The organism is Mycobacterium sp. 48b (assembly GCF_048282725.1).
Lineage (GTDB): Bacteria > Actinomycetota > Actinomycetes > Mycobacteriales > Mycobacteriaceae > Mycobacterium.
The window spans coordinates 5678742-5691192 of sequence record NZ_JBLVUL010000001.1 but is presented as its reverse complement, the minus strand read 5'-3'; the positions used below and the strand labels follow the sequence as shown (position 1 = coordinate 5691192).

Here is a 12451-nt window from a genome sequence, read left to right as displayed (position 1 = left end):
ACGGACCTATATAGTCCGAGATAGGTGATTGACACGGGACGGGAGACATCATGCGGATCGCAGTGGCCGGAGCTACGGGAAACATCGGGGCGCGGGTGGTCGCCGCTCTGCGGGGCGCAGGACACGAGGTGGTGCCGATCAGCCGCTCGGCCGGGGTCGACCTGTCGACCGGGGAGGGTCTCGACGCGGCCCTGACCGGGGTGCAGGCGGTCGTCGACGCCATCAGCGCCCCGCCCACCGACCGGGACAGCACGGTGGACTACCTGGGCACCGCCACCGGCAACCTGCTTGCCGCCGAAGACCGGGCCGGGGTGGCACATCACGTGCTGTTGTCCATCGTGGGAATCCACGGCATCGAAGGCAATCCGCACTACGCCGGTAAACGCGAGCAGGAGAAGCTGATCGAAGCCGGGCCGGTGCCGTGGACGATCGTGCCGGCCACCCAGTTCCACGATTTCGCCGAGATGGTCGTGAGCTGGACCGAACAGGAGGGTCCCGACGGTCTCACCGCGCCGATCGCCCCCCTTCTGGTCCAGCCGATCGATCCCGACGATGTGGCCGCCGTGCTCGCCGAGGTCGTCGTGGGCGACCCGCAGGGCCGCCACGTCGATGTGGCAGGTCCGCAGACCCAGGATCTGGTGGACATGGCCCGGCGGACCCTTGCGGCGCGTGGCCGGGAGGTGACGCTGGTGCCGACGTGGTCTGCGGTCTTCGGGCTGGACATGGCGGGCAACGCGCTGCTGCCCGGTGAGAGCGCGCGCCTCGCGCCCACCACCTTTGAGCAGTGGCTGAGCCGGCAGCAGTAGGCCGGGGCCACGCCGCGCCCGGGACTGTCACAGGTCCCTGACATCATGGACCGCATGCCGTTGGAGGCTCCCTCGCCCGCCCTGGGCGATCTGGACGATGAGCAGCGGGAGGCAGTGCTGGCCGCCCGCGGTCCGGTGTGCGTGCTGGCCGGCGCCGGTACCGGCAAGACCCGCACCATCACCCGCCGGATAGCGCATCTGGTCGCCGGCGGTCACGTCGCGCCCAGCCAGGTGCTCGCGGTGACGTTCACCGCGCGGGCCGCGGGCGAGATGCGGGGCCGGTTGCGGGTTCTGGGACAGGAGTCGGGGGTGAACACCGCTGCGGTGCAGGCGGTGACATTTCACGCCGCGGCTCGCAGGCAGTTGCAGTACTTCTGGCCGCGCCTGGTCGGTGACACCGGGTGGGAGCTGCTCGACAGCAAGTTCGCCGTCGTCGCCCAGGCTGCGAACCGGGCCGGGATGCAGACCAGTACCGACGACGTTCGTGACCTGGCCGGTGAAATCGAGTGGGCCAAGGCGTCTTTGATCACCCCGGAGGCCTACAGCACGGCGGTGGCCAAGGTCGGGCGCGACATCCCTTTCGATGCGGCCAAGGTCGCGGCCGTCTATTCGGGTTACGAGGCGCTCAAGGCCCGCCGCGACGGCTCGGCGCTGCTGGACTTCGATGACCTGCTGCTGCACACCGCCGCGGCCATCGAGAACGACGCCGCGGTCGCCCAGGAATTCCGCGACCGTTACCGCTGCTTCGTCGTCGACGAGTACCAAGACGTCACACCCCTGCAGCAACGGGTGCTCGACGCCTGGCTGGGGGAGCGCGACGACCTCACCGTGGTGGGTGACGCCAACCAGACCATCTACTCGTTCACCGGGGCCACCCCGCGTTTCCTGCTGGACTTCTCCCGGCGCTTCCCCGACGCCGCGGTGGTGCGGCTGGAGCGTGACTATCGCTCCACGCCGCAGGTGGTGTCGTTGGCCAACCGCGTGATCGCGGCCGCCCGCGGCCGGATGGCGGGCAGCAAGTTGCATCTGGTGGGGCAGCGCGACCCCGGCCCGGAGCCGACGTTCTCCGAGTATCCCGACGAGGTCGCCGAGGCCAACGCCGTCGCCCGGTCCATCAAGAAGCTGATCGAAAACGGAACGGAGCCGGCCGAGATCGCGGTGCTCTACCGGATCAACGCGCAGTCCGAGGTGTATGAGGAGGCGCTCACCGAGGCCGGGATCGCCTTCCAGGTGCGTGGCGGTGAGGGCTTCTTCAGCCGTCAGGAGATCCGCCAGGCGTTGGTGGCGATGCAGCGCTTCGCCGAACGTGACATCCCCGAGGACAACCTGCCTGCCCTCGTGCGTGAGCTGCTCGAGCCGCTGGGCCTGACCGCCGAACCCCCGGCCGGAACCAAGGCCCGCGAACGCTGGGAAGCGTTGACGGCGCTGGCCGAGTTGGTCGACGAAGAGGTCGCGGTACGTCCCGAGCTGGATCTGCGGGCGCTGATCGCCGAGCTGCGCCAGCGGGCTGATTCGCGGCACCCACCCGTGGTGCAAGGTGTCACCTTGGCATCGCTGCACGCCGCCAAGGGGTTGGAATGGGATGCGGTGTTCCTGGTCGGCCTGGCCGACAACACGCTGCCCATCTCGCATGCGCTCGCCCACGGGCCCGACAGCGAGCCGGTGGAAGAGGAGCGCCGCCTGCTCTACGTCGGGGTCACGCGCGCCCGCGTGCACCTGGGGCTGAGCTGGGCGCTGGCCCGCACGCCCGGCGGGCGGCAGGGCCGTCGGCCGTCGCGGTTCCTCAACGGCATCGCCCCGCAGCTGCAGAATTCGGCCGGCTCGGGCCCGGATCGGTCGCGTCGTCAACGTGGCCCCGCGCCGCGCTGCCGGGTGTGCAATGCCGCGTTGACGACGCCGCCGGCGATCATGTTGCGCCGCTGCGAAACCTGCCCGTCGGATCTCGACGAGGAGCTGCTCGCCGAGCTCAAGGACTGGCGGCTGCGGGTGTCCAAGGAGATGAAAGTGCCGGCGTATGTGGTGTTCACCGACAACACCCTGATCGCCATCGCCGAGTCGATGCCGGCCGACGAGGCCGCACTGGTCGCTCTTCCCGGCATCGGTGCGCGCAAGCTCGAGCAGTACGGCCCGGACGTTCTCGAGTTGGTCAAGGGCCGCCAAAGTTCGTAAAGATCGAGCCAAAACCGCAGGTAGAAAATAGGTTGTGCGATTTGGCTGTTAGGCTTTAGCCTCGTAACACAGCTCTGGTGACGAGACGGAAGGAGGGTGCCCGCAATGGATAACAACATCGAATTCAGCGGTGTAGCGGTTGCAGGCATGCCGTCGTCCGTGCTCGCCGTCGCCGTTTCCCCGGTTTCCCCGGAGGCACGTCGGCATGCCGCACCCGCTGCCCTCGCCGCCGCTGGATGGCCGGCCGCCGCCGCTGCTATTGCACCGCAGCACAAGCGCCGCCCCGCCGCCGCGACTGGCGCGTCCGTGGATCGGAGCCCCTACTAGGTAGAGCTCCCATCACAGCCAAATGGCCACGGACCCGCAGTCAACCGGATCCGTGGCCAATGTTTTTGGGAGTTGTTCCAACCCTCGAAACCTGGTCGCAGATCCCTCGAAGAGACAGATCGCCGACAACTACGACCAGGAAGCAGGGGGACAAACACATGTCCATTGCGATGACCGCTCCGGAGATGAGCGTCGCGCCGGTGACATGCGAACAGCGGCTACCGGCGGTGCCGTGCCACATCGGGGATCCCGATCTGTGGTTCGCCGAGAGCCCAGTCGATCTGGAGCAGGCCAAGGCACTGTGCGCGGATTGCCCGATTCGTAACGCGTGCCTGGCCGCTGCGCTGGAACGGCAGGAGCCGTGGGGCGTTTGGGGCGGGGAGATCCTCGACCGGGGAACCATCGTGGCCCGCAAGCGGCCGCGTGGCCGTCCGCGGAAGAACGCCGCGGGTAACCCGGCCGCCGCGTGACGCCTGAAGACACCGACGGCGCCGAGTGCGAGACACTCGGCGCCGTTCGGTGCGTCTGCGCGCGGCGTAATCCGTCGCGCTAGGCGGCTTCCTCGGCGAAACCCGGAACCAGTTCGGTGGCAATGGCTTTCACCGGCACATGGGCGTCCAGCTGGCAGCACATGGCGATGGTCGAGGCGATCACCCGCAACGGGATGGCCAGGTTGGGCGGCAGGTCGAGCTGGCGGGCGGTCCGGATCTGGGCCACCCAGTTGTCCATCTGCCCGGCCGCCATCCGCTGAATCCACCGGCGGTTGTAGTGGAAGACGTCAACCTCGATCGGTTCGACGTACTGGCGCAACATGTCGTCGACTTCCTCGATCGAAACCTGTTGTCCCTTCTGGATGAAACCGGCTTCCTCCATGGTGGGCAGCAGCTCGTCGTAGTTCTTGTCCCGGGCCAGCCGGATGCACTCGCCCAGGGAGGTCGGGAAACCGTCGGGCAGTGGTGCGACGGCACCGAAGTCGATCACGCCCATCCGCCCGTCGGGCAGCAGCATGAAGTTCCCCGGATGGGCATCGCCGTGCATCATCTGCAACCGTTTGGGCGCGTCGAAGGTGAGCTCGGACAGCCGGGTGCCCATCAGGTCGCGCTGTTCGGGGGTGCCCTCGCGGATGATGACCGACATCGGGATGCCATCCATCCATTCGGCGATGACGACCTTCGGTGCGCTGGCGACGATCGCCGGGACGCAGAAGTGCGGATCGTCGCGGTAGGCCTTGGCGAACGCCCGCTGGTTCTCGGCCTCGAGCCGGTAGTCCAGCTCCATGTCGGTGCGTTCGATCAATTCGTCGACGATGCCCTGGATGTCCACACCCGGGGCCAGCTGCTTGAACACGCCGACCAGGCGCTGGATCGTCTTGAGGTCTGCGCGCAGTGCCTCGTCGGCGCCGGGGTACTGGATCTTGACGGCCACCTCGCGCCCGTCGGACCAGACCGCCTTGTGCACCTGACCGATGCTGGCCGAGGCCACGGGGGTGTCGTCGAACGAGGTGAACCGATCCCGCCACTTGGTGCCGAGCTGCGCATCGAGCACCCGGTGCACCTTGGCGGTCGGCAGCGGCGGGGCCTCTCGCTGCAATTTGGTCAGCGCCTCGCGATACGGCTTGCCGTACTGCTCGGGGATGGCCGCCTCCAGCACCGACAGTGCCTGGCCCACCTTCATCGCCCCGCCCTTGAGCTCACCGAGCACGGCGAACAATTGTTGAGCGGCCTTGTCCATCAACTCGGCAGTGACTTCGTCCTTGGACTTGCCGGTCAGACGCTTGCCGAAGCCCAGTGCGGCCCGACCCGCCATGCCGCCGGCCAAGCCGGCGAGCTTCGCATTCCGTGCCACGCTTCCACGTTTGATGTCAGACACCAGACCATCATCCATGACTCGCCTGAATCGGCCGCAACCAACTGGCAACAAACGTTTTCAACATGGACAGTCCGGATGGCGGGACCAGCGGCGCGCGACGATCGAGTAACCCTCGGCGTCGAGTTCGAGGGTGGTGTTCAGCGTCGGCGGAGCGTCGGGTGTGGGTCGGCCGTCGCCGGTGTGTGCGACGGCCCGGATCACCAGGTCCACCTGGTGCATCGCCAGCGCCGCGGTGGCCAGGATGGTCGCGCGGCTGGCACTGCCGACGGCGCCCCGGAGCTGGCCGGCCACCGCCGGCCACGCCGCGTCGCGATCGGTGCGGTGCAGGTCGGCGCAGTGCAGGCAGCTCGTCAGGCCCGGTATCACCAGCGGCCCCACCAACCCGGCACCGTCGCGGACCCGCACCGGAAGGTGGGCGATGCCGCCCTGGTGAAGTTCCTGCAGCAGCCGCGGGTCGGTGATCTGGTAGTCGGCCAGCACCACCAGGTCGGTCGAGGCCGCCACGTTCCTGGTGTGGGGGTTGGAGCTGTGTCTGACCTTCGCGCCCGAGCAGCGCAGCCCGTTGGTCAGGAGCTCGGACAGCGGGCCGCGGCCGTGGACGCGGATGGACGCCGAGCGGGTCCGCCGTGAGCCCGCGGCGGACGGCGTCGTGAGGATTCCCGAACCGGTCAGTGCGCCGATCAGCTCATCTACGGCAGCGGCGTCACCGAATGATTCTGCGGCCGTGACCAATTCGTCCCGGGTGGCGCCGGCTTGCAAGGCGCGCAGCAGGTCGGCCAGTTGCGCCTGGGACATGTCGCACGGGGGACGGACCAGCACTGCGCGCCGCGGATCCCACCCCAGCTGGACCGCCCCGTCGGGACGCAGCAGGATCGGCCTGCCCGCGGCGAGCACGTAGCGCGTCATCCGATGACTGTGCCACGGCAGCGGGGACGGCTGTTTCAGTTATCCACAGGCCGTCGGACCTCAGGACTCGCTGTCGCCGCCTTCGTCGCGGCGCCCGTCCTGTTCCTTGTCCCGATCGGCTTCTTTTTCGAGATCAGCCAGAGCCTGCTCGAATGCGCTGTCGATGCCGCTGGTGTCGCCGCCGATCATCCGGTCGATGAATCCCGCCGGCTCGTCGAGATCGGCCGCGCTCGGCAGCAGGTCGGGGTGCTGCCAGACACCGTCGCGGGCGTCGGTGCCCACCGCGTCGGTCAGCCGCTCCCACAGCGCCGCGGCCTCACGCATCTTGCGGGGTCGCAGTTCCAGGCCGACAAGCGTGGCGAAGGTCTGTTCGGCGGGTCCGCCGGTGGCCCGGCGCCTGCGCAGGGTCTCGGCCAGCGCCGAGGTGCCGGGGATGCGATCGCCCAGTGCTGCGGTGACGACGGTCTGCACCCAGCCCTCGATGAGCGCGAGCAGGGTTTCCAGCCGTTCCAGGGCGGCTTCCTGCTCAGGGGTGGCCTTCGGCTCGAAGATGCCCTGGTTGAGCAGCTGCTCCATCTCCGACGGATCGCCGAGCGAGGCCGGGTTGAATCCGCGGGCGAAGTCCTCGATGCCGGTCATGTCGACCTTCATGCCCTTGGCGAACGCCTCGACGGTGCCCAGCAGCTGGCTGGACAGCCACGGCACGTGGCTGAACAGCCGGTGATGGGCGGCCTCGCGGGCGGCCAGGAAGGTCAGGATCTCGCTGCGCGGACGTTCCAGTCCCTCGGCCAGCGTTTCGATGGCGTCGGGCATGAGCGCCGCGACGCCTTTGGGGCCCAGCGGCAGGCCGACGTCGGTGGACGTCAGCACCTCGCGGGACAGCTTGCCCAGCGCCTGGCCCAGCTGGGAGCCGAACGCCATGCCGCCCATCTGCGACATCATCGCCAGCAGTGGACCGGCCATGCTCTTGGCCTCTTCGGGCAGGGCCGACGCCCACACCGACGAGATCTGCTCGGCCACCGGGTCGCACAGCCGCTTCCAGGTGTCCAACGTGTTGTCCAGCCAGTCGCTGGGCGTCCACGCCACCGACCGGGTGGTGCCCGCCGGCAGCGGGGTGACCCCGTCGAGCCACGTCTCGGCCAGCCGCACGGCGTCGGCGACCGCGCCGGTGGTCTTCTCCGGCACGGGTGCGACGAACCCGATCGAGTTGGACGCCAGCTGCCGGGCCAGGTCGTAGTTCACCGGACCGGATTGTTTGCCACCGGCCATCGCGCTGCCTGCGCCGCTGAACATCTCACCGAGCTTGGTGAAGATCTGGCCCAGGTCGCCCATGTCGAAGTTGGCTCCGCCCATGCCGAAACCGAACGGATCCGATCCCGGACCTGGTCCGGAGTTGCCGGAACCGGACCCCGAGTCGGGGTCTTTCTTGTCTTTGTCTCGGTCGGGGTCGTTCCCGGCGGAGAAGCCGAAGGGCAGGTCAGCCATACCCACAACGGTACTCATGACCGGGTGCCGGGGTGCGGCTGTGGGTCACGCTGTGGGTGAACACACCGGCGAAGGCTTTACTGTGGGCGGCGTGAACAGGCGGATTTTGACGCTGCTGGTCGCGCTGGTGCCGATCCTGGCGTTCGGCGTGCTGCTGTCGGTGGTGACGGTGCCCTTCGTGTCGTTGGGTCCCGGTCCGACGTTCAACACCCTCGGCGAGGTCGAGGGCAAACAGGTGGTCGACATCCACGGACCCGACGCTGACGTGCACCCCACCGCGGGGCACCTGAACATGACCACCGTGTCCCAGCGCGACGGCCTGACCCTGGGCCAGGCGATGGCGTTGTGGATGTCGGGCCGTGAGCAGCTGGTTCCGCGCGACCTGGTGTACCCGCCGGACAAGTCCAAGAACGAGATCGACGAGGCCAACAACTCCGACTTCAAGAAGTCCGAGGACAGCGCGGCGTACGCGGCGCTGTCGTTCCTGAAGTACCCGGTGGCAGTGACCGTGCAGAGCGTCACCGACCCCGGCCCTTCGGCGGGCAAGCTGCAAGACGGGGACGCGATCGACGGTGTGAACGGCACGCCGGTGGCCAACCTCGACGAGTTCCAGGCCATCTTGAAGAAGACCAAGCCCGGCGACCAGCTGGTGATCGACTTCCGTCGCAAGAACGCACCGCCCGGGGTCGCGACCATCACCCTCGGCGACAACCCCGACCGGGAATACGGGTTCCTGGGTGTGGGTGTGCTCGATGCCCCGTGGGCACCGTTCGACATCGACTTCAACCTGGCCAACATCGGCGGCCCGTCGGCCGGGCTGATGTTCAGCCTCGCTGTCGTCGACAAGCTGACCACCGGTGACCTCAACGACGGCAAGTTCATCGCAGGCACCGGAACCATCACCGGCGACGGCAAGGTCGGGTCCATCGGCGGTATCACGCACAAGATGCTGGCCGCCAAGGAAGCCGGCGCCACCGCGTTCCTGGTGCCCGCCGACAACTGCACCGAGGCGCGCTCGGAACCCCAGGACGGCATGGATCTGGTCCGGGTGGAAACGCTGACCCAGGCGGTCGACGCGCTGCACACGATTTCTGCCGGTGGCGAACCGCCTCGTTGCTAGACCGCACGCGGCCGGTGGATGACTAGAGTTGTAGAAAATCGGGCGGCCCCTCGGGCATGTCACGAGTCCACCGAGGCTGAAACGGGAGTTCACGAGTGGGGATGCGGCCCGCGGCGAGGATGCCGAAGCTGACACGACGAAGCCGGGTACTGATCGGGCTGGCGCTGGTGGTGGTGCTGGCGCTGTTGATCGGACCTCGGGTGGTCGACGGGTACGTCGACTGGTTGTGGTTCGGCGAGCTGGGCTACCGCTCGGTGTTCACCACCGTGCTGGCCACCCGGCTCATCGTGTTCCTGGTGGTGGGGCTGCTCATCGGTGCGGTGGTGTTCGCGGGGCTGGCATTGGCCTACCGCAGCCGTCCCGTGTTCGTCCCGGCCGCAGGCCCGAATGATCCGGTCGCGCGGTACCGCACCACGGTGCTGGCCCGGCTGCGGCTGTTCGGCATCGGGGTCCCGGTCTTCATCGGCCTGCTGGCCGGTGTGATCGCGCAGAGCTACTGGGTGCGGGTGCAGTTGTTCCTGCACGGCAGTGACTTCGGGATCACCGACCCGCAGTTCGGCAAGGACCTGGGCTTCTACGCGTTCGATCTGCCGTTCTACCGGCTGGTGCTGACGTATCTGTTCGTCGCGACCTTCCTGGCGTTCGTCGCGAACCTGCTGGGGCACTACGTGTTCGGCGGGATCCGGCTGACCGGTCGCAACGGCGCGCTGAGCCGTGCCGCACGCATCCAGCTGATCAGCCTGGTCGGCACCCTGATCCTGCTCAAGGCGTTCGCGTACTGGCTCGACCGTTACGAGCTGCTGAGCAACACCCGTGCAGGCAAGCCGTTCACCGGTGCCGGTTACACCGACATCAACGCCGTACTGCCGGCCAAGCTGATCCTGTTGGCCATCGCGCTGATCTGCGCGGTCGCGGTCTTCTCGGCGATCGTGCTGCGCGACTTGCGGATTCCCGCCATCGGTGTGGTGCTGTTGCTGCTGAGTTCGCTGGTGGTGGGTGCGGGTTGGCCGCTGATCGTCGAGCAGTTCAGCGTCAAGCCGAACGCCGCGCAGAAGGAAAGCGAGTACATCAGCCGCAGTATCACCGCGACCAGGCAGGCCTACGGGCTCACCAACGACACGGTGACATACCGCAATTACGAGAGCAACGGTCAGACCACGGCCGCGCAGGTGGCTGCGGACCGGGCGACCACGTCCAACATCCGGCTGCTCGATCCGACCATCGTCAGCCCCGCGTTCACCCAGTTCCAGCAGGGCAAGAACTTCTACTTCTTCCCGGATCAGCTGGCCATCGACCGCTATGCCGGTCCTGACGGCGGGCTGCGCGACTTCGTCGTCGCCGCACGCGAACTCAACCCCGACCGGTTGATCGAGAACCAGCGTGACTGGATCAACCGGCACACGGTCTACACCCACGGCAACGGGTTTATCGCGTCCCCGGCCAACACCGTGCGCGGTATCGCCAACGACCCCAACCAGAACGGCGGCTACCCCGAGTTCCTCGCCAGCGTCGTCGGCGCCAACGGCAAGGTGGTCTCCCCGGGACCGGCGCCGCTGGACCAGCCCCGGGTCTACTTCGGTCCGGTGATCGCCGACACCTCGGCCGACTACGCGATCGTCGGCAAGAACGGTGACGTCGACCGCGAGTACGACTACGAGACCAACACCGACACCAAGAACTACACGTACTCGGGCACCGGCGGTGTGTCGATCGGCAACTGGCTGGCGCGGACGGTGTTCGCCGCCAAGTTCGCCGAACGGAACTTCCTGCTGTCCAACGTGATCGGTGAGAACAGCAAGATCCTGTTCAACCGGGACCCGGCCGAGCGGGTGGAGGCGGTGGCGCCGTGGCTGACCACCGACACGAGCGTCTACCCGGCGATCGTCAACAAGCGCATGGTCTGGATCGTCGACGGCTACACGACGCTGGACAACTACCCCTACTCGGAGTTGACCACGCTGTCGAGTGCGACGGCCGATTCCAACGAGGTGGCGGTCAACCGGTTGGCCCCGGACAAGCAGGTGTCCTACATCCGCAACTCGGTCAAGGCCACCGTCGATGCCTACGACGGCACCGTGACGCTGTACGCCCAGGACGAGCAGGATCCGGTGCTCAAGGCCTGGATGAGCGTGTTCCCGGGCACCGTCAAACCGAAGGCGGACATCTCCCCGGAGTTGCAGTCGCACCTGCGTTATCCCGAGGACCTGTTCAAGGTGCAGCGTTCCCTTTTGACCAAGTACCACGTCGACGATCCGGTGAAGTTCTTCACCAACGCCGATTTCTGGAACGTGCCGCTGGATCCCAACCCGACGGCAAGCAGCTATCAGCCGCCCTTCTACATCGTCGCCAAAGATCTTGTGAACAACGACGGTTCACCGTCGTTCCAGTTGACCAGCGCGCTGAACTGGCTGCAGCGGGAGTTCCTGGCGGCCTATGTCAGCGCCAGCTCGGATCCGTCGACCTACGGCAAGATCACCGTGCTGACCATCCCGGGTGAGGTCAAGGGTCCGAAACAGGCCTTCAACGCGATCAGTACCGACACGGCCGTGACGCAGGACCTCGGTGTGATCGGGCGCGACAACCTGAACCGGATCCGGTGGGGCAACCTGTTGACCTTGCCGGTGGCCGATGGCGGATTGCTTTATGTGGCACCGGTTTACGCATCGCCGGGTACCAGCGACGCGGCGTCGACCTATCCGCGGTTGATCCGGGTGGCCATGCTCTACGGCGACAAGGTCGGCTACGGCCCGACCGTCGGTGCCGCCCTGACCGAACTGTTCGGTCCGGGGGCGGGTGCCACCGCCACAAATGTGGCTCCCACGGACGGCAAGCCGCAGGCCGCTGCCGGTACACCCGAGGCGCCACCGGCCGCCCAGCCGCCGGCCAATGCCGACGGTCAGGCGCCGCAGGTCGTCGCACCGCCGCCCGCGGCGGTCCCGCCGGGTCAGCCGGTGCAGTTGTCGCCGGCCAAGGCCGCCGCGCTCAAGGAGGTCGAGTCGGCCCTGTCCGCGGCGCAGGATGCGCAGCGCAGCGGTGACTTCGGCAAGTACGGGCAGGCGTTGCAGCAGTTGAACGATGCGATGAACAAGTTCAACACCGCCAAGTAGCGGAGCGGATTGGCGCGACGACTCAGTGAAGTAGTCGTCTGGTCTCCGTCGAATATTGGTGCATCACCCGGCCGGTGCGGCGGGGGACAATGGGTCCGTAGTCGGTGGATGACGGGCGGGTGGGGAGTCGCTGGTGGCGGTGACGATTTCGCAGGTGTTGGGCAGCAATCCCGAGCAACTGGTGTCGGCGGCCGGTGACGTGGCCGCGGCCGCGGGTGACATCGACGATCAGATCGCCCGCGAACGCCTGCAGTTGACCCGGTTGGCCTCGGACTGGCGGGGCACCTCGTCCGACACCGCACAGGGCCACGCCAACGAGATGTTCGGCGATCAAGAGGTCTACCGCGACAGGCTCAAGTTGCTGCACACCGCGATGTCCGCCGGCGGTGCGGAGCTCGGCGGTATCCGGGGTCGCCTGAACGCTCTGGTGTCGAGTTCGGCGGCGGGCCTGTTCGACATCTCTGACGAGGGGCGAGTCTCACTGGGATGGCGGCTGAAGTTCTTGGTGTCGACCAATCCGGTGCTCGCGGTGATGTGGGGGATGCGGCGGATGGCGCTGCAGTCGGCCATTCAGGCTGCGTTGGCCGAATTCGACGCGGCGGACAAGTCGACGGCCAACAAGATGGACCGGATCAACAAGGGGCTCGTGAAATGAAGCCTCG

At 67.5% G+C, this 12451-nt stretch carries 9 protein-coding genes; 6 read left to right on the top strand and 3 right to left on the bottom strand.

Annotated elements, in window-relative coordinates; genetic code table 11:
• Positions 1-50: 50 nt before the first annotated feature.
• The 3 genes from ACNQR1_RS27750 (at position 51) to ACNQR1_RS27740 (ending at position 3772) form a co-directional block, all read left to right on the top strand.
• Complete coding sequence (locus ACNQR1_RS27750; protein WP_418048817.1) at positions 51-806, top strand: SDR family oxidoreductase; 756 nt, start codon at positions 51-53, stop codon at positions 804-806.
• 54 nt (positions 807-860) lie between these two features.
• Positions 861-2975, top strand: a complete 2115-nt coding sequence (locus ACNQR1_RS27745) for an ATP-dependent DNA helicase UvrD2 (protein ID WP_418048816.1) — start codon at positions 861-863, stop codon at positions 2973-2975.
• Positions 2976-3460: 485 nt separating this feature from the next.
• Positions 3461-3772: a WhiB family transcriptional regulator gene (locus ACNQR1_RS27740; protein ID WP_418048815.1), complete on the top strand. Its 312-nt coding sequence runs from the start codon at positions 3461-3463 to the stop codon at positions 3770-3772.
• Positions 3773-3851: 79 nt separating this feature from the next.
• Here the strand turns inward: ACNQR1_RS27740 and ACNQR1_RS27735 are convergent, their stop codons facing one another.
• From ACNQR1_RS27735 to ACNQR1_RS27725, 3 genes are read right to left on the bottom strand one after another with little or no spacing between them, the layout of a single operon-like run.
• Positions 3852-5186 carry an ABC1 kinase family protein gene (locus ACNQR1_RS27735; protein ID WP_418048814.1) on the bottom strand — a complete coding sequence of 445 codons (1335 nt, stop codon included), beginning with the start codon at positions 5184-5186 and terminating at the stop codon, positions 3852-3854.
• A 42-nt stretch (positions 5187-5228) separates the two neighbouring features.
• Positions 5229-6077 carry a cyclodehydratase gene (locus ACNQR1_RS27730; protein WP_418048813.1) on the bottom strand — a complete coding sequence of 283 codons (849 nt, stop codon included), beginning with the start codon at positions 6075-6077 and terminating at the stop codon, positions 5229-5231.
• A gap of 60 nt (positions 6078-6137) precedes the next feature.
• Positions 6138-7562, bottom strand: coding sequence for a zinc-dependent metalloprotease (locus ACNQR1_RS27725; protein WP_418048812.1), 1425 nt, complete (start codon positions 7560-7562; stop codon positions 6138-6140).
• 91 nt (positions 7563-7653) lie between these two features.
• Here ACNQR1_RS27725 and ACNQR1_RS27720 point away from each other — a divergent pair, with 91 nt between their 5' ends.
• The 3 genes from ACNQR1_RS27720 (at position 7654) to ACNQR1_RS27710 (ending at position 12444) form a co-directional block, all read left to right on the top strand.
• A complete protein-coding gene (locus ACNQR1_RS27720; RefSeq protein WP_418048811.1) occupies positions 7654-8682 on the top strand; it encodes a PDZ domain-containing protein in 1029 nt (342 codons plus the stop codon).
• A gap of 95 nt (positions 8683-8777) precedes the next feature.
• On the top strand, positions 8778-11789 hold the full coding sequence (locus ACNQR1_RS27715; protein ID WP_418048810.1) for a UPF0182 family protein: 3012 nt from the start codon (positions 8778-8780) through the stop codon (positions 11787-11789).
• A 133-nt stretch (positions 11790-11922) separates the two neighbouring features.
• The gene (locus ACNQR1_RS27710; RefSeq protein ID WP_418048809.1) at positions 11923-12444 is read left to right on the top strand and encodes a WXG100 family type VII secretion target; all 522 of its coding nucleotides are present in this window, start codon (positions 11923-11925) and stop codon (positions 12442-12444) included.
• The last annotated feature ends 7 nt before the right edge of the window (positions 12445-12451 follow it).

Bases quoted from the DNA above. Each gene is read 5' to 3' on its own strand.
- ACNQR1_RS27750 (WP_418048817.1), top strand. From the start codon at position 51: ATGCGGATCGCAGTGGCCGGAGCTACGGGAAACATCGGGGCGCGGGTG.
- ACNQR1_RS27745 (WP_418048816.1), top strand. From the start codon at position 861: ATGCCGTTGGAGGCTCCCTCGCCCGCCCTGGGCGATCTGGACGATGAG.
- ACNQR1_RS27740 (WP_418048815.1), top strand. From the start codon at position 3,461: ATGTCCATTGCGATGACCGCTCCGGAGATGAGCGTCGCGCCGGTGACA.
- ACNQR1_RS27735 (WP_418048814.1), bottom strand. From the start codon at position 5,186: ATGGATGATGGTCTGGTGTCTGACATCAAACGTGGAAGCGTGGCACGG.
- ACNQR1_RS27730 (WP_418048813.1), bottom strand. From the start codon at position 6,077: ATGACGCGCTACGTGCTCGCCGCGGGCAGGCCGATCCTGCTGCGTCCC.
- ACNQR1_RS27725 (WP_418048812.1), bottom strand. From the start codon at position 7,562: ATGGCTGACCTGCCCTTCGGCTTCTCCGCCGGGAACGACCCCGACCGA.